Annotated in this window: 15 protein-coding genes; 11 read left to right on the plus strand and 4 right to left on the minus strand. The window is 71.7% G+C overall.

Annotation, left to right across the window (positions count from 1 at the left end):
- Positions 1 to 89: 89 nt before the first annotated feature.
- Positions 90 to 596 (minus strand): DUF4240 domain-containing protein, encoded by a 507-nt coding sequence (locus tag AB0C21_RS14075; RefSeq protein ID WP_500204386.1) that lies wholly within the window; start codon positions 594 to 596, stop codon positions 90 to 92.
- A gap of 114 nt (positions 597 to 710) precedes the next feature.
- Between AB0C21_RS14075 and AB0C21_RS14080 the strand changes: the two genes are divergently transcribed.
- Together AB0C21_RS14080 and AB0C21_RS14085 are read left to right on the plus strand one after the other, a co-directional pair.
- Positions 711 to 2,132, plus strand: coding sequence for an AAA family ATPase (locus AB0C21_RS14080; protein ID WP_500204387.1), 1,422 nt, complete (start codon positions 711 to 713; stop codon positions 2,130 to 2,132).
- Between the two features lie 123 nt (positions 2,133 to 2,255).
- Positions 2,256 to 3,047 carry an SDR family oxidoreductase gene (locus AB0C21_RS14085; RefSeq protein WP_500204388.1) on the plus strand — a complete coding sequence of 264 codons (792 nt, stop codon included), beginning with the start codon at positions 2,256 to 2,258 and terminating at the stop codon, positions 3,045 to 3,047.
- A gap of 7 nt (positions 3,048 to 3,054) precedes the next feature.
- On the opposite strand, the gene AB0C21_RS14090 is transcribed toward AB0C21_RS14085, so the two are convergent.
- Positions 3,055 to 3,570 carry a DUF6624 domain-containing protein gene (locus tag AB0C21_RS14090; protein ID WP_500204389.1) on the minus strand — a complete coding sequence of 172 codons (516 nt, stop codon included), beginning with the start codon at positions 3,568 to 3,570 and terminating at the stop codon, positions 3,055 to 3,057.
- A gap of 96 nt (positions 3,571 to 3,666) precedes the next feature.
- Here AB0C21_RS14090 and AB0C21_RS14095 point away from each other — a divergent pair, with 96 nt between their 5' ends.
- Entirely contained in the window at positions 3,667 to 5,040 is a 1,374-nt protein-coding gene (locus AB0C21_RS14095) for a hypothetical protein (protein ID WP_500204390.1), read from the plus strand.
- A 61-nt stretch (positions 5,041 to 5,101) separates the two neighbouring features.
- Here AB0C21_RS14095 and AB0C21_RS14100 read toward each other — a convergent pair whose 3' ends face one another.
- Positions 5,102 to 5,764 carry a TetR-like C-terminal domain-containing protein gene (locus AB0C21_RS14100; protein WP_500204391.1) on the minus strand — a complete coding sequence of 221 codons (663 nt, stop codon included), beginning with the start codon at positions 5,762 to 5,764 and terminating at the stop codon, positions 5,102 to 5,104.
- Between the two features lie 127 nt (positions 5,765 to 5,891).
- Here AB0C21_RS14100 and AB0C21_RS14105 point away from each other — a divergent pair, with 127 nt between their 5' ends.
- Together AB0C21_RS14105 and AB0C21_RS14110 are read left to right on the plus strand one after the other, a co-directional pair.
- A complete protein-coding gene (locus AB0C21_RS14105; protein ID WP_500204393.1) occupies positions 5,892 to 6,062 on the plus strand; it encodes a hypothetical protein in 171 nt (56 codons plus the stop codon).
- A 20-nt stretch (positions 6,063 to 6,082) separates the two neighbouring features.
- Positions 6,083 to 7,294 (plus strand): NAD(P)/FAD-dependent oxidoreductase, encoded by a 1,212-nt coding sequence (locus AB0C21_RS14110; RefSeq protein WP_500204395.1) that lies wholly within the window; start codon positions 6,083 to 6,085, stop codon positions 7,292 to 7,294.
- A gap of 105 nt (positions 7,295 to 7,399) precedes the next feature.
- On the opposite strand, the gene casG is transcribed toward AB0C21_RS14110, so the two are convergent.
- A complete protein-coding gene (gene casG, locus AB0C21_RS14115) occupies positions 7,400 to 9,001 on the minus strand; it encodes a steroid-24-oyl-CoA synthetase (RefSeq protein ID WP_500204396.1) in 1,602 nt (533 codons plus the stop codon).
- Between the two features lie 247 nt (positions 9,002 to 9,248).
- Between casG and AB0C21_RS14120 the strand changes: the two genes are divergently transcribed.
- The 6 genes from AB0C21_RS14120 to AB0C21_RS14145 all read left to right on the plus strand — a co-directional run bounded on the left by AB0C21_RS14120 (position 9,249) and on the right by AB0C21_RS14145 (position 15,799).
- Positions 9,249 to 10,010: an SDR family NAD(P)-dependent oxidoreductase gene (locus AB0C21_RS14120; protein ID WP_500204397.1), complete on the plus strand. Its 762-nt coding sequence runs from the start codon at positions 9,249 to 9,251 to the stop codon at positions 10,008 to 10,010.
- A gap of 257 nt (positions 10,011 to 10,267) precedes the next feature.
- Entirely contained in the window at positions 10,268 to 11,677 is a 1,410-nt protein-coding gene (locus AB0C21_RS14125) for an ABC transporter substrate-binding protein (protein ID WP_500204398.1), read from the plus strand.
- Between the two features lie 40 nt (positions 11,678 to 11,717).
- A complete protein-coding gene (locus AB0C21_RS14130; RefSeq protein WP_500204399.1) occupies positions 11,718 to 13,949 on the plus strand; it encodes a branched-chain amino acid ABC transporter permease in 2,232 nt (743 codons plus the stop codon).
- A complete protein-coding gene (locus tag AB0C21_RS14135) occupies positions 13,936 to 14,688 on the plus strand; it encodes an ABC transporter ATP-binding protein (protein WP_500204400.1) in 753 nt (250 codons plus the stop codon). The genes AB0C21_RS14130 and AB0C21_RS14135 overlap by 14 nt, the downstream gene beginning before the upstream one ends.
- A complete protein-coding gene (locus AB0C21_RS14140; RefSeq protein WP_500204401.1) occupies positions 14,681 to 15,439 on the plus strand; it encodes an ABC transporter ATP-binding protein in 759 nt (252 codons plus the stop codon). Before AB0C21_RS14135 ends, AB0C21_RS14140 begins: the two co-directional genes overlap by 8 nt.
- A gap of 6 nt (positions 15,440 to 15,445) precedes the next feature.
- Positions 15,446 to 15,799: a hypothetical protein gene (locus tag AB0C21_RS14145; RefSeq protein ID WP_500204402.1), complete on the plus strand. Its 354-nt coding sequence runs from the start codon at positions 15,446 to 15,448 to the stop codon at positions 15,797 to 15,799.
- Positions 15,800 to 15,864: the final 65 nt, after the last annotated feature.

The following is a 15,864-nucleotide window of genomic DNA, read 5'->3' on the forward strand; positions in this document are numbered from 1 at the left end:
CCAGCGTCCGGTTCTGACGCCTCCAGCGGGTCGACGCCTTGAGGTCCGCCTCACCGACCGGCCGGGTGCCGTTCGCGGAGTCGGCGGCCTCAGTCCGGCCAGCCGGCGCGGTTCGAGCAGCTCTCGCGGGAGATGCCCGAGCCGGTGTCGGGGAACGTCCCGAAGCGTTCGTGGTGGACGTGGGCGAAGAAGTAGCACATCGACTCGCAGTCGGCGTCGAGGATGGCGACGCGGGGGTCGGCGGCGACCGCGGTGTAGAAGTCGCGGCCCATGGCGACGATGAAGCCGCGCGCGTAGAGGAAGCCGTCGTCGGAGCCGTCCGTCACCTCGTGGATGTCGGCGCGGTCGATGTCGTAGAGGAGGCGCTCGCACGTCCGGTCGAGGTCGGTCAGCTCGTCGGCGGACAGGTCGCGGGCGGCGGCTTCGAGGTTGCCGAGGAACGCGTCCAGGGCCTTCTCGACCACGGAGTTCTCGGGCATCTCCCAGGCGTCCGTGGACGGATCCCGGGTGGTGAGGGCCCGCCGTGCCGCACCGACCTCGGCGCCCAGCGGCGCCCACGCGGCTTCGATCAGGTCCCAGAATCGCTCGTCGGTCATGGCGGGCAGCCAACCAGGCGCCTCGGACAGTCCACCGGCGGCGGTCTTTCTTGGTAGCGGCAATCTATGTAGATTGAATCTACATAGATTCGTGCTACCTGGTTCGGAGGCGCGGTGTTCATCGGCAGGAGGGCCGAGCTGGCGCTGCTGGGCAAGCGGCTGGAGCGGGTCGCGGCCACGAGGGCCGGGGCGGCGGTGGCCTTGCGCGGGCGTCGGCAGGTCGGCAAGTCGCGGCTCGTCCAGGAGTTCTGCGACCGCGCCGGCGTGCCGTACCTCTTCTCCGCCGCCACCAAGGGAGCGTCGCCCGTCGAGGCGGTGGCCGCCTTCGCGCGCGACCTCAGGGAGTCGGCGCTGCCGAGCGAGCCCGACCTCGTGCCCAGGCTGGACGGCGGCAACTGGCCCGACGCGTTCAGGGTCCTGGCGTCGATGCTGCCGGACGCACCGTCCATCGTCGTCCTGGACGAACTGCCGTGGCTCGCCGAGCAGGACCCCGTGTTCGACGGCGCGCTCCAGACCGCGTGGGATCGGCTGCTGTCGTCCAAGCCCGTCCTGCTCCTGCTCCTGGGCAGCGACCTCCACATGATGGAGCGTCTCACCGCGTACGACCGCCCGTTCTACGGACGGGCCGACAACCTGGTGCTCGGTCCGCTGAACCCGGCCGACGTGGGCGGTGCGCTCGGACTCGGCGCCGCCGACGCCATCGACGCGCACCTGATCTCGGGAGGGCTGCCGGGCATCGTCCGGACCTGGCCCCATGGCACGCCCGCGCTGGACTTCATGCGGGACGAGTGCGCCGACCCGGCGGCGGCCCTGTTCGGCGTCCCGGAGGCGTCCCTCCTGGCGGAGTTCCCCAACCCCGACACCGCGCGGCGCGTACTGGAGGCGGTCGGCTCCGGCGACCGGACGCACGCCAACATCGCCGCGGCGGCCGGCGGCCGCGGCGAGGCCCTCCCGTCCGGGACCCTTTCGCCCCTCCTGCGCCGGCTGACCCGGGAGAAGCACGTCCTCGCCGAGGAGCACCCCCTCTCCACGAAGCCCGGCAAGCCCGCCCTGTACCGGGTCGCCGACAGCAACCTGCGCCTCTACCTGGCGGTCCTCCGGGCGGCCCACGAGCAGGCCCGCAGAGGGCGGCCGGATGCGGGCTTCCGCCTGATCGAGCGCCGCTGGACGTCCTGGCGGGGCCGGGCCGTGGAACCGCTCGTCCGGCAGGCCCTGGAGCTGTCGGACCTGCCCTGGCCGGACGTCGGCGCGGTCGGCGGCTGGTGGAACCGGCGGTTCGACCCGGAGGTCGACCTCGTCGGCGCCGACCGCGCTCCCGTGGCGAACCGGATCCGCTTCGCCGGCTCGATCAAATGGCTCAACGGGCCGTTCGACGACCGCGATCTGGCGGACCTCCGCCGAGCCGCGAACGAGGTGCCCGGCCTGGACCCGGCGACAGCGGGCCTCGTCGTGGTGTCCCTTTCCGGCACGGATCTCACCGGCGATGTCGCTCTGAGCTGGGGTCCGGACGATGTACTGGACGCCTGGCGCCAATAGGCGGGATATCGGCGGTCCTGTCCGGCCGGCGGCACGGACGAAAAGTTCCGCGCGGATGTCACGTTTCCGGGCACCGCAGCAGTCGTGACGGGTAACTGCAAAGCGGGTTCGCTTGGAGGGGTCATGGCATCAACCATCCTGGTCACCGGTGGCACGGGCACGATCGGGCGGCGGGTCGTCCCGCTGCTGCGGGACGCCGGGCGCGACGTGCGGGTGCTCAGCAGGCGCGCGCACGAGTCCGCCGACGGCGTCGAGTACGTGACCGGCGACCTGCTCAAGGACGAGGGGATCGACGCCGCGCTGGACGGCATCGAGATCGTCATGCACCTCGCGGGCGCCACCAAGGGCGACGACGTGGCCGCGCGGCACCTGGTGCGGGCCGCGTCGCGGGCGGGCGTGCGGCACCTGGTGCTCATCTCGGTCATCGGGGCCGACAGCGTGCCGCTGGCCTGGCTGAAGACCCAGTTGGAGACGGAGCGGGCCGTGGCCGAGTCGGGGGTGCCGTACACGATCCTGCGGGCCGCGCAGTTCCATGACCTGGTGCTCAAGGTGGTGCAGGGCATGGCGAAGTCCCCGGTGGTCCCGCTCCCGGGCGGGCTGCGCTTCCAGCCGGTGGACGCGCGCGACGTCGCGGAGCGGCTCGTGGAACTGGCCCTCGACGAGCCCGCCGGACGCGTCCCCGACCTGGCCGGGCCCACGGTCTACCCCATCGGCGTGCTCGTGCGCGGCTACCTGCGGGCGAGCGGCAAGCGTCGCGCGACGATTCCCGTCCGCATCCCCGGAAAGGCCGGGCGCGCCTACCGCGCGGGCGACAACCTGTCCGTCGAAGGGGCCGACCGGGGCGAGCGCACCTGGGAGGACTTCCTGGACGAGCGACTCGGACGCCCCGCCCCCGTCGAGGCGACGGTCGGCTGACCCGGGGTCACGGCCCCTCGCCGGAGGCCAGGCGCCGCATGCGGGCGTCGTTCTCGGCCATCGGCGGCAGCCCGACCTCGGCGCGGCGTTCGTCGACGCGGTCCGGGTCCTCGATCGGCCGCGGCCCGAAGCCGGTCTCGGTCGTGTGGTACTGCGTCCCGTAGAGCTGGGGGCGCCCGGCGTTGACCCGGACGCGGTCCTCCAGGTAGGCGAGGTCCGCCCGGTCGGCGTCCCCGGCCTCGACCGCCTCGCGCATCGCCTCCAGGAACCGGCGCTGGAGGCGTGGCCGCCAGTCGGCGTGCTGGGCGAGGAGCCAGGCCGCGTGCGCCCCCTCCGTGCCGACCGCGGCGACACCGGGCCACCCGTGCCGGCGGACGGTCCGGGCCAGCCATCCGGCGTTCCGCAGGTCGGTCCAGAGGAAGCGCAGCCCCTGCACGATCGTCAACTGTCCCCCGCGCGCGGTCGCCGCCTCCCGGACCCGCTGGTCGCGCTCGGCGCGCCGTAACAACTCGTCCCGCAGCATGCCTCCACTATCGCCCAACATGGGGGAAGGGAACCGGAAAGCGGCCTTCGTCATCTAAAGAAGGGACGACGCGGGGGCGATCGAACGGGGCCGTAAATGGTTCGGGGGCCGAAGTCAGGAAATGACAGGGGCGCCAGCGCGCTGGAATACGGCGCGCTTCTGGCGGTCGCCTCGGTGATCATCGGCGTGCTGGTCACCGCCGTGCCCGATGTGGCCGAGCCGAAGATCCGCGACGCCGTCTGCCGGATGTTCGGCGGTGAGTGCGACTCCGGGAAGCCGGGGAAACCCGCTGAGCCCGGGGACGGGCAGGACGGCGACGACCCCAGGCCCGTGGCCGCGCAGCAGCCCTGCGTGACGTCGACCGTGGAGCGCAACACCGTGCGCCAGACCCTCCTCGGGCTCGACACCGAGATCGACGGGGAGACGCGCAGCGTGCAGATCTTCTCCAACGGCGCGGCGGTCCTCAAGGAGGGCACGGTCCACGGCGAGGGCACGTCGATCGGCTTCGGTTTCGACCTGCCGAAAGGGGTGAGCGGCTCGGTCCAGTTGACCTCGAACGACATCGTCGAGCAGGGCGAGATCCTTTATTTCGCCACTCCGGAGGACCGCGACCGGTACCTCGCGTATTTCAAGGCGAACGGGGAGCTCAACATGGGCGTCCTCACCGGGGAGGTGAAGTCGCCCGACGAACTGATCATGAAGAAGGCGGCGCTGAACGGGCTCCGGCGGAGCATGGTGCAGTCGCAGTACACCAAGGTCGGCAAGGAGGGCACGGCGAAGATCGCGGCCTCGCTGTTCGGGGTGAGCGCCGGTGCCGAGATGGGGCTCGGCTCGTCGTCGGTCGTCCAGCGCGACAACCAGACCGGCGACGTCACGACGACGTTCCAGGTGGACGCGAAGGCGCTCGGCCAGCTCGGCATCCTCGTGGCCGGGGAAGGGCACGCCCAGGTCGACGGGCAGGTCAGCCTGGCGGTCACCACCGACCGGAACGGGACCCCGAAGAACGTGCAGATCAGTGGCCAGATGGGCTTCCAGGGCCAGATCAACGGCCTGAACGGCGACCTCGGGGGCGCGATGGACTACGCGCCCACCGACAGGATGGGACGGCTCGGCGGCCTCATCGACTCGGCGGCGACGAGCGTCGGCGTCACCCACACCACCGACCCGCGCGGGATGCTGCAGGTCAACCTCGGCCTCGACCTCACCGACCCGCAGAACCGGCAGGCCTTCGAGGCCTTCCTCGGGAACCCGGCCCAGCCGGGCGCGCTCCTGGACCGGCTGAACGCCAAGGGAACCCTCGACATCCAGACCTACGAGGGGCAGTCGCACAAGGAGGGCGCCGAGCTGGGCATCCAGGCGATCTTCGGGATCGGTGCCAAGGGCGAGGAGACCACGACCACGATGGACCTCACCGACGCCTACACGATCGACGCGCAGGGCCTGCACCACCGCACCGACTGCCTGAAGTGACTGCCGCCGCGCTCTTCGCGCACGCCCGCCGCCCGCGGCCGGGGGAGGACGGCCGGCCGCATCAGGGGCGGGTCGCGCGGAGGACGAAGTCGACCAACGCGTCGACCTCGTCCCGGGCGGCGGGCCGATGGCGGGTGAGGGGGGTGAGGATGAGCGGGCTCGCCAGGATGTTCAGCACCCTCTCCGGGGTGCAGTCCGGGTGGACCTCGCCGCGGGCGATGCCGCGGGCGACGGCGGCGCGCCAGGACTCCTGGACCGGCTCGAAGTGCTCGAAGATGAGCGCGCTCAACTCGGGCGTGCCGCGCGCGGCGATGATCGCGTTGGTGCTGACCTCGACGGGGCTCGCGAAGAACAGCGCCAGGCGGTGCGCCAGTTCGCGGAGGTCCCGCTCCCACGAGCCCGTGTCGGGCACCTCGACGGTGCTCGAATGGGCGTCGAGCCCCTCGCGGACCAGGTCGGCGAACGTGGGCCACCAGCGGTAGATGGTCTTGCGGTTGAGGCCCGCGCGGGCGGCGACCTCGCTGGGGCCGAAGTCGACGACGCGCTCGGCGAGCAGGTCGAGGACGGCCTGCGCGACGGCCCTGCGGACCCGTTCGCTGCGGCCGCCGGTGCGCACGCGCCCGCGCGGCGGTTCGGCGGCGCCGGCCGGCGGTCCGGCGGCGGTAGGCGCCGTGCGCTCTGGGCGGGAGGGCCCGGGGTCCGGCCGGGTGGTGCCGTCGCTCATCCTCATCCCCTTAAAGGGTCACACTGTTGACTTTACTGTGGTCGCGGACCCATCATGGACCATGCCCCGCGGGTCGGGCTCAAGGAGCCTGAACCTGTGGACCGTTCCAGCGGTTCCCGCCGCTCCGGTGCGCCACGCGCTCGGCGGCGAGGTGACCCAGTTCCTCGACGGCGATTACCGCAAGGTGCCCGCGTGGGGCGACCCGAGGACGTTCGAGCTGCTCGTCCCCTACGGCCTCCGCGGGTTCGGCTACTTCGACCTGCACCACACCGCCTCCCAGACCCGCCGCGTGTTCTGAGCCAGGAAGAAGGCATCCCCATGCGATCCACCGAATTCGACGTCGCCGTGGTCGGCGCCGGTCCCATCGGCGCCGCCACCGCCCGGCACCTCGCCGACCGGGGCGCGCGCGTCCTCATCGTCGGGCCCGAGGAGCCCGCGGACTACGCGGGCCACGACGGCGTGTGGTCCGGCCATTACGACCAGGGCCGGCTCGGGCACGTCCTCGAGGTCCCTCTCGTCGCCTCGCTGCTCGCCGCCCGCTCGATACGGCGGTTCGGGGAACTCGCGGAGCGCACCGGCGTGGAGTTCACCCGGCCGGTCCACTCGCTCGCCGTCATGCCCGCCGCTCCCGAAGGCCATGAGCCGTCCGAATGGTTCGACCTCGGCAGGCTGATGCAGAACGCCCAGGACGTCGGGTACTCCGCCGAACACCTCTCGGAGGCCCGGCTCCGGGAGCGGTACCCGCACCTGGCGTTCGAGCCGGGCCACGAATGCGTGGTGCAGCGGGACGCTCTGATCGTCAACCCGCGCGACCTGGCCGCCGCCGAGCTGGCCGCAGCCACGGCCGCCGGCGCCGTGCTCGTCCGCGACGAGATCACCGAGATCGGGCCTCCGGGCCGCCGCCGCGAGCTGACCGCCGGGTCGGGCGCGTCGTGGACCGCGGACACGGTCGTCCTCGCCACGGGAGCGTCGACCAACGCGGGCGGCCTGCTGCCCCGCGGGCTCGCCATGGACGTCTTCGGCGCCACCGTCGTCCTGGTCGAGGTCCCCGGCCCCGAGGCGGTCGACCTGCCCGGGATCATGTACTACAAGGTGCGCGGCGGGGAGCTCCTGTTCGGCGGCATCGTCATGTCGCCGCTGCGCTACCCGGACGGCCGCTGGTACGTCAAGTGCTCCGGCGCCGGGCTGCTCGACAACCCTCTCGGCACGCGCGAGCAGATCGCCGCCTGGGTCCGCACCGGCGGCTCCGCCGCCGACATCGAACCGGCGCTCGCCGTCCTGCGGGAGCTGCTCCCCGCGGAGGCCGCCGCGTCGCTCGGCCCCGCCCGGGTGCGGCCGTGCCTGGTCTCCCGCAACCGCACCGGGCACCCGTACCTCGACCACGCGGACGAGAACCTCGTGGTCGTGGTGGAAGGCGAACGCGGCGTCATGGCCGCCGACGAGCTCGGCCGCCTCACCGCGTCCCTCGCCGCGACCGGCCGCTGGACCGACGGCATCCCGAACCGGCTCTTCCAGGCGGAATGGATGTAGGGACCGAGCACGAGCGCGGCGGCCGGACGCGCGGGACGCGCGTCCGGCCGCCGCGCCGGAGCCTGCCGTCGATGCCCGTCCGCGTTCCGCGGCCGGGCACGCGGGTCATGACACCGTGTCCTCCACCTGCCTGCGCAGCACCTTCCCGGTCGCGTTCCGGGGGAGCGGGTCGGACGTGACGTGCCAGCGGGTCGGGACCTTGAAGTAGGCGAGCCGCTCCTTCGCGAAGGCCGTCAGCTCCTCGGCCGAGGGCGCGTCCCCGGCGAAGACGACGACCGCCGCGACCTCCTGGCCGAGGTCGGGGTGCGGGACGCCGATGACGATGCACTCCGACATCCCCGGGTACTCGGCGAGGACGTTCTCGATCTCGATCGGATAGACGTTCTCGCCGCCGCGGATGATCAGGTCGGAGCGGCGGGTGGTGAGCCGCAGCCGGCCGTTCTCGAGCACGCCGATGTCGCCGGTGTGCAGCCAGCGGTCGGCGTCGACGGCGGCGGCGGTGGCCTCCGGGTCGCGCCAGTAGCCGATCATGTTGTAGGCGCTGCGGGCGCACACCTCGCCCTCGGTGCCGTCCGGGACCGGCTTGCCCTCGGCGTCGCGGATCTCCAGCTGGACGCCGAGGTTCGGAGCGCCCAGCGTGCCCGGCGCCTCGGCGATGTCCATGGGCGTGGCGACGGAGATGGCGGTGCAGGACTCGGTCAGGCCGTAGCTGTCGACCAGGGCGCCGCGCGCGGGCGGGAACACGGACTGGAGCCGCTCCTTGAACGCGGGCGAGGACGGCGCCGAGGCCAGCGCGAAGGCGGTGAGCGACGACAGGTCGTACTTGGACAGGTCGCCGTGCTCCATCATGCGGTGCGCCATCGTGGGGACGGCGCCCCAGTTCGTGACCTTCTCCCTCTCGACCAGGCTCAGCACCTCGTCGACGTCGAAGGCGCCCAGGTGCATGACCACGGCGGTGCCGGTGGCGAGCCGCGGGACGGCCAGGTTGTGCAGGGACGCGATGTGGAACAGCGGCAGCGCGAGCAGGTAGCGGCGGGACGAGGGGTCGATGCCGAACGCGCCCATCACGGCGTCGTTGAACCGGTGGTACTCGATCACCGAGGCGAGGTTGCGGTGCGAGTGGACGGCGCCCTTCGGGCGGCCCGACGTGCCGCTCGTGTAGAGGATGACCGCGGGGTCGTCCTCGGCGACGTCCGGCACGTCCAGCTCGGCGGCGGGGTAGCGCCCCATCAGCGACGGGACGTCCTTCTCGATCGTCAGCACGTCCTCGGAGATCAGCGCGGCCCGCTTCTCGTCGGCGATGACGACCTTCGGGTCGGTGTGGCCGAGCGCGTACTCGATCTCGCGCGGCGCCCACCAGGCGTTGTAGCCGACCGGCACGGCGCCGGCGGCGATCGCCGCCCAGAACGAGACGATCCACTCGGGGCTGTTCGCGGCGTTGATCGCGATCCGGTCGCCGGGCCGCACCCCGAGGTCGTCCCGCAGGGCCTTCGCCATGGAGGCGACGGCGGCGGCGTGCTCGGCGAACGTCAGCCGGCTGGACGCGGTCACGAGGTAGTCGCGATCGCCGTAGGACGCCGACCGGGTGAGCACCTCGCCGAGACTGCGGGCGCGGTGGGCGAACACGGGCAGCCGCGTTCCCAGCACCTCTTCCTCGCGGAGCTCGAACTCGCCGCCGGGACCCGTCAGCTTCGCGATGCTCTCCATCGCACCCCCTCCTCCTCGCCGGAATCGCCATTGTGAGCCGCCGCACATGGGCTTCACCAGGGCATTCCGCTCACCGGGACGGCCGCGGGCGCCCCATGCCACGGTCATTCCCGCTGAGCGGGACCGGGCCCTTAACGTGCGCGGCGTCACATCACCATGACCGCACCAGGACTGATCGGACCGGGCTGACCAGGCAGAAGCCGGCGGACCGGACCGGGCGCGCACGCAGGACTGAGTGGGAGAGCCAATGGGAAGTCTCAGCGACAAGATCGCGATTGTGACCGGAGCGGGGCAGGGCGTGGGGCAGGGCATCGCGCTCGCCCTCGCGTCCGAGGGCGCGGCGATCGCCGTGCTCGGCCGCACGGCGGCCAAACTCGAAGCGACCTGCGAACTGATCCGCGAGCGGGGCGCCGCGGCGGAGCCGTTCGTGTGCGACATCGCGGAGACCGAGGCGATCCCCGGCGTGGTGGAGCGGGTCGCCGAGACGTTCGGCGGCATCGACGTCCTCGTCAACAACGCCTACTCCGGCGCGTACGGGCCGCTCCTGGAGATGAGCGACGAGAAGTTCCGCATGGGCTTCACCACCGGCCCGTTCGCGGCCTTCGCGTTCATGAAGGCGTGCCATCCGCACATGAAGGCGCGCGGCGGCGGCAGCATCGTCAACCTCGTCACCTCCGCGATGGTCCGCTGGGATCCGGCCACGTACGGCGCCTACGCGGCGGCCAAGCAGGCGCTCCGCTCGCTGACCAGGACGGCCGCGGCCGAGTGGGGGCCGGACGGCATCCGCGCGAACAACATCGCCCCGCACGCCCTGTCGCCGGGGCTGAAGTGGTGGGCGGAGAACAACCCGGAGAAGGCCGAGGAGTTCCGCAGGACGATCCCGCTCGGCTACATCGGCGACTGCGAGGACGACATCGGCAGGGCCGTGGTGGCGCTCGTCCAGCCGGCGATGCGCTACCTCACCGGCGCGACGATCCCGCTGGACGGCGGCCAGGCCAACTTCGGCTGAGCCTCTCCGTCCCGGCCGGGACCGTCCCGGCTCCCGTCACCGGGCCTGCCCGGCCCGTTCGGCCTACCTGACCCGTTCGGCGTACCTGACCCGTTCGGCCTACCCGGCCGTTCGGCGTACCCCGCCCGTTCGGCCTGCCCGGCCTGTCATCGAGCGCACCAGAGGGGCGCGCGAACCATTCGCATCCAGAATCCCGTCCCCCGCCTGCCCGAAAACACCACTCGCCGCCCCGGCGGCCGGTGAAAGGAGTACGACCGATGAAGGTCGACAAGATCGGACGCCTCGCAGCGGGCGCCCTCGCGGTCGCGCTCGTGACCGCGTCCTGTTCCAGCGAGCGGTCGGGCACGGACGGCGTGTCCGAGGGCAAGGGCTCAGGCGGCGCCGCCGCGTCGAGCAAGACGTTCGGCACGCTGCCGTCGCCGTGCGGCCCAGGCGACGCCAAGGGCAAGACCGACCAGGGAGTCACCGACGACGCGATCACCATCGGGTTCGGCGACGACCGCGGCTTCACCGCCGCGCCGGGCCTGTCCAAGGAGATGGGCGACGCCGTCAGCGCCATGATCGACTGGTGCAACCAGCAGGGCGGCATCAACGGACGCAAGATCAAGGGCAACCAGTACGACGCCGCCTACATGCAGTCCGCGAAGGTGATGCAGGAGTCCTGCAAGCAGGACTTCATGCTCGTCGGGCAGGGCTTCGCGATGGACGAGGCCGCCGAGCAGTACCGGGTCGCGTGCAAGCTGCCGACCGTCGCCGGCTTCACCGTCGGCCCGAACTCTTCGATGGGCCCGATGAAGTACGAGGCCGTCCCGTACCCGGTGGACCTGATGAACATCGGCGGACTCCGCCTCGCGGAGAAGCTGTTCCCCGATTTCAAGGACAAGACGGACATCATCCAGTCGACGTCCCCGGCCGTCAGCACCGGCAACAACAAGATCGCCAGTGCCATGAAGGACATCGGCGTCAAGCGCGTGGACTGCGGTGTCCGGCTGAACGACAAGGGCGAGAGCAGCTACATGCCGTTCGCCGAGAAGATCAAGAAGTGCGAGGCCGGCTACCTGTGGTCGTCCGACTCGCCCGACCCCGGCCAGTTCAGCCTGCTGGAGTCGATCGAGCGGGCCGGCGCGAAGCCGAAGTTCGTGTTCGAGTCGACGTGGTACAGCCCGCTGGTGTCCAAGTGGAACACCTCGGGCGCCGGTGACAACGTGCACGTCGGCATGATCTTCCAGCCGCTGGAGAACGCGGACAAGGTGCCGGCGGTCAAGCAGTACCTGGACGCCGTGAACGCAAAGAAGGGCAAGATCGCCATGCTCGGCCTGCAGGCGACCTCGTCGTTCCTGCTGTGGGCGCAGTCCGCGCAGAAGTGCGGCTCGGACCTCACCCGGCAGTGCGTGATCAACGAGCTGTCGAAGGTGCACGAGTGGACGGGCGGCGGCCTGCACGCGCCGACGGACCCGGGCAACAACAAGCCGGCGTCCTGCTCGCTGATGGTGAAGCTCAACAAGACCGCGTTCGAGCAGGTCCTGCCGAAGAACCCCGGCGAGTTCGAGTGCGGCCCCGAGTTCGTCGTCAAGACCGACCCCAAGACCTGGGGCGCGAAGCTCAACGACGACCGGATCTCGACGAAGTTCCTGACCGGCGACGTCATCAAGCCCCAGTCCTCCTGATCTGACCCGCCGGAGGCGGCGACCACATGGCTGTGAATCAATGACGACGTTCCTGACCTACACGATCCTGGGTCTCGTCCTGGGGTCGGTGTACTCCATCGCGGCCTCGGGGCTCGTACTGACGTACAACACCTCGGGAATCTTCAACTTCGCGCACGGCGCTCAGGCGATGTTCGGCACGTTCCTGTACTGGCACTTCACCGAGCGGTGGGGCTGGCCGGTGTGGCTCGCGCTGATCATCGTGATCGGGCTCGCCGGCCCCGCGATGGGCGCCGGGCTGCACGCGGTGATCATGAAGGGCCTGCGCGGCACCGCCGACGTCACGAAGATCATCGTGACGGTGGCGGTGCTGCTCGGGACCGTGTACCTGGCGCAGTGGGTCTGGAATCCGGACGAGGCCCACACCGTGGACATGTTCTTCGGTGCGGGCGCGAAGATCACGCTGGCCGGCGTGGTCGTCCGGTACCACGAGATCGTCTGCCTGGTCGCCGCCGTGGCGATCGCCGTCGGGCTGCGGGTGCTGTTCACCCGCAGCCGGACGGGCGTGGTGATGCGCGGCTCGGTCGACGACCCCGACCTGCTGCGCCTCAACGGCCACGACCCCGAGCGCGCCGCGATGCTGTCGTGGGCGCTCGGCTCCACGCTCGCCGTCCTCGCCGGGGTGCTGATCGTGCCCATCAGCGGCGGCGGGCTGGACGCGAACGCGCTGACCCTGCTGGTGATCGACGCCTTCGCGGCGGCGATGTTCGGCCGGCTGCGCAGCATCCCCCGCACGTTCGCCGGGGCGATGGTGCTCGGCCTCGCCGCCAACTACGTGCTCGCCTACCTGCCGTCGGCGGGCACGTTCGCCGGCAACCTGCGCGTCTCGCTACCGATGATCATCTTGTTCGTCGTGCTGGTGGTGCTGCCCCATGACCGCCTGCGCGGGGCCGCGATCCGGACCCGCGAGCGGTACCGGGCACCGACCGTCCGGTCGGCGGCCGTGTGGGGCCTCGTGCTCGTCGCGGTCGTGTACCTCTACAGCCTGCTGCTGTCGGACGGCGCGATCACCACGTTCGCGCTCGGCATGACTTTCGCGATCATCGCGCTCTCGCTGACCGTCCTGACCGGCTACGCGGGCGAGCTGAACCTCGCGCCGCTGGCGTTCGGCGCGGTCGCGACGGTCGTGGCGTTCCACTTCGGGGTGGAGGGCACCGGCCTCGCGGCCCGGACGAACGTCCAGGGGGTGCTGCTGGCCGTGGCCGCGGCCGCGCTGGTCGGCGGGCTCGTCGCGCTGCCGGCGCTGCGCCTGCGGGGCCTCTACCTGGCCCTCGCCACGATGGCGTTCGGCGAGTTCCTGTCGAACATGGTGCTGCGCGACACCACCGAGCACGAGCTGTTCGGGATGCGGTTCACGCTCTTCCCGGACGGGGCGCTGGTCGTCCCGCCGCTCAGGGCCGGCCCGCTCGACCTGCGGGACGGGACGACGTCGCTGATGACGGCGACCGTGCTGTTCGCGCTGATCGCGGTCGGGCTCGCCGCGCTGCGCGGCAGCGGGTACGGGCGCAGGCTCGCGGCGATGAAGGACAGCCCGGCGGCGTCGGCGATGCTCGGGCAGAACCTGGTCCGGCTGAAGCTGAGCGTCTTCATGATCTCCGCGGCGATCGCGGGGCTCGGCGGCGTGCTGATGTCCGCCGCGACGGGCACGGTCGCGCAGGAGAACTTCTCCTTCCTCGGCAGCCTCGGCCTGCTGATGCTCGTCGTGGTCGCGGGCATCGGCTACCTCAGCGGCGCCCTGCTCGGCGGGCTGATGGCGGGCGTCGGCTCGGCCGTCATCGTCTCGACCCTCGGCGACCTGGCACTGGAGAACGAGGGCATGGCGACTGTCTACGGCGTCCTCGGCCACCTCGTCCTCGTCGGGACGGCGCTCGTCGGGATGACCGTCGGCAGGCATCCGAGCGGCTTCGTCCACGACATCGTCGAGGGCTACCGGGAGACGCGGAACGCCAAGCCCGTCCTGTACGGGGCGGCGGCGCTGGGCGGCGTCCTCTACCTGCTCGCGCTGACCGGCGTGATCGGGACGTGGACGTTCGCGCTCGTCGCGATGTGCGCGGTCATGCTGCTGCCCGTCTTCGGCCGCATGTACCTGGACGAGGGGCGGCGCGACCGCCCGACCCCGCTGGAACTGGTCGGCGTGGACGAGCCCTACACCGACGAACTGCGCGCGCGACTCGACCGCGAACTCGGCCTGCCCGCCGTCCTGAAGAAGGGAGGTTCTCGTGCCACTGCCTGAGACTCCGCTGCTGGAGACGCGGGGCATCACCGTCCGTTTCGGCGGCAACACCGCCGTCGACGATGTCGGCCTCACCATGGCCGAAGGCCAGATCACCGGGCTCATCGGCCCGAACGGCGCCGGCAAGACGACGATGTTCAACACCATCACCGGCTTGCAGAAGCCCGCGTCCGGCCAGGTGCTTCTGGACGGCGACGACATCACCAGGCTGTCCCCGGCCAAGCGCGCGCGGCGCGGCATGGCGCGCACGTTCCAGCGGCTGGAGCTGTTCCTGTCGCTGTCGGTGCGCGACAACGTCCGCGTCGCCGGCGACATCCTGCGCGGCAACTCCCGCAAGCGCTTCGACCTGGACGAGCGGACCGACAAGGTCCTCGAACGGACCGGGCTGACCGACATCGCCGACCGCGACGTGTCCGACATCCCGATCGGGCGCGCCCGTGTCGTGGAGGTGGCGCGCGCGCTGATGACCTCACCGCGCGTCCTGCTCCTGGACGAGCCCGCGTCCGGCCAGACCGAACGCGAGACGGAGGCGTTCGCGGAGATGCTGACCGGCCTGGCCGGCGAGGGCCTCGCGATCTGCCTCGTCGAGCACGACCTGCCGCTCGTCATGAAGCTGTGCTCCACCATCCACGTCCTCGACTACGGCGCTCTGATCGCGTCCGGCACGCCGGTGGAGATCAAGGAGTCGCCCGAGGTCATCGCCGCCTACATCGGCACGGAGGAGGCGTCGCATGCCTGAACCGAAGGTCGTCCCGGAGCCGCGCGCGGCAGCCGACGGGCCCTCGCCGGAGACCGAGCCGCTGCTCGAACTCGTGGACGTCCGCGCGGGCTACGGCGCGATCGAGGTCCTGCACGGCGTGGACCTGGCGCTGAAGCCGGGTTCGCTGCTGGCGCTGCTCGGCCCGAACGGCGGCGGGAAGTCGACCACGATGCGCGTGTGCGCGGGCCTGCACCCCCCGACCGGCGGGGAGCTGCGGTTCGCCGGACGCAAGGTGAACGGCGTCTCGGCGCAGGACGCGGCCCGGCTCGGCGTGTGCTCGATCCCCGAGGGCCGCGGGATCTTCCCGAACCTGACGGTGCGGGAGAACCTGTGGGCCGCCACCGGAACCGGCGCGAAGCTGGAGGAGCTGGAGGAGAAGGCCTACGCCCGCTTCCCGCGCCTCGGCGAGCGCCGCCACCAGCTCGCCGGATCCATGTCCGGCGGCGAGCAGCAGATGCTCGCGCTGTCCCGGGCGCTCGGCACCGATCCGGCGGTGCTGCTGCTCGACGAGCTGTCCATGGGCCTCGCGCCCATGATCGTCACCCGGATGTACGAGACGGTCGCCGAGCTGGTCGAGGGCGGCCTGTCGGTGCTGGTCGCGGAGCAGTTCGCCCGCGCCGTCCTGCCGATCGCCGACACCGCCGCGCTGATGCTGCACGGGCGCGTGGTGGCGGCCGGCCCGCCCGCCGAGATCGAAGACCGGCTGTCCAGCGACTACCTGGGAGGTTGACCCACCATGCTCACTGAGGAACGGCGCCAGCGGTTCAAGGACGACGTCGCGCGGCAGCGCCTCAAGACCGACACGTCCCGCTTCGACGGGGCGGCCCGGATCGCCGGGCTCCTGGCCATGGTCGCCGGCATCGCCGGGACGTTCGTCGCCTACAACGTCTCGCTCACCAAGGACGACATGCGGGACGTGGGTTCGCTGCAGACGCTCGCCGTCGGGTTCCTGGCGGTGACCGTCCTCGGCGCGGCCCTCTACCTGGCCGCCGCCGTCACCCGCGTCCTGCGCCTGTGGCTGCTGCGCCAGCTCCTGGAGCAGCAGGCCCAGACCGACCAGATCGCCGCCGCGCTGCGCGACAAGACGTAGCCCGCGGCCAGGTCGATGCTCCCGGTCAGCGGGATGTCCGGAGTGCCCGGACACCCCGCTGATTA

Source organism: Spirillospora sp. NPDC049024, assembly GCF_040649235.1.
Classification (GTDB): domain Bacteria; phylum Actinomycetota; class Actinomycetes; order Streptosporangiales; family Streptosporangiaceae; genus Spirillospora.

Coding starts and splice junctions, on each gene's coding strand:
- AB0C21_RS14125 (WP_500204398.1), top strand. CDS start 10,268: ATGAAGGTCGACAAGATCGGACGCCTCGCAGCGGGCGCCCTCGCGGTC.
- casG (WP_500204396.1), bottom strand. CDS start 9,001: ATGGAGAGCATCGCGAAGCTGACGGGTCCCGGCGGCGAGTTCGAGCTC.
- AB0C21_RS14075 (WP_500204386.1), bottom strand. CDS start 596: ATGACCGACGAGCGATTCTGGGACCTGATCGAAGCCGCGTGGGCGCCG.
- AB0C21_RS14100 (WP_500204391.1), bottom strand. CDS start 5,764: ATGAGCGACGGCACCACCCGGCCGGACCCCGGGCCCTCCCGCCCAGAG.
- AB0C21_RS14085 (WP_500204388.1), top strand. CDS start 2,256: ATGGCATCAACCATCCTGGTCACCGGTGGCACGGGCACGATCGGGCGG.
- AB0C21_RS14090 (WP_500204389.1), bottom strand. CDS start 3,570: ATGCTGCGGGACGAGTTGTTACGGCGCGCCGAGCGCGACCAGCGGGTC.
- AB0C21_RS14120 (WP_500204397.1), top strand. CDS start 9,249: ATGGGAAGTCTCAGCGACAAGATCGCGATTGTGACCGGAGCGGGGCAG.
- AB0C21_RS14140 (WP_500204401.1), top strand. CDS start 14,681: ATGCCTGAACCGAAGGTCGTCCCGGAGCCGCGCGCGGCAGCCGACGGG.
- AB0C21_RS14130 (WP_500204399.1), top strand. CDS start 11,718: ATGACGACGTTCCTGACCTACACGATCCTGGGTCTCGTCCTGGGGTCG.
- AB0C21_RS14145 (WP_500204402.1), top strand. CDS start 15,446: ATGCTCACTGAGGAACGGCGCCAGCGGTTCAAGGACGACGTCGCGCGG.
- AB0C21_RS14110 (WP_500204395.1), top strand. CDS start 6,083: ATGCGATCCACCGAATTCGACGTCGCCGTGGTCGGCGCCGGTCCCATC.
- AB0C21_RS14095 (WP_500204390.1), top strand. CDS start 3,667: ATGGTTCGGGGGCCGAAGTCAGGAAATGACAGGGGCGCCAGCGCGCTG.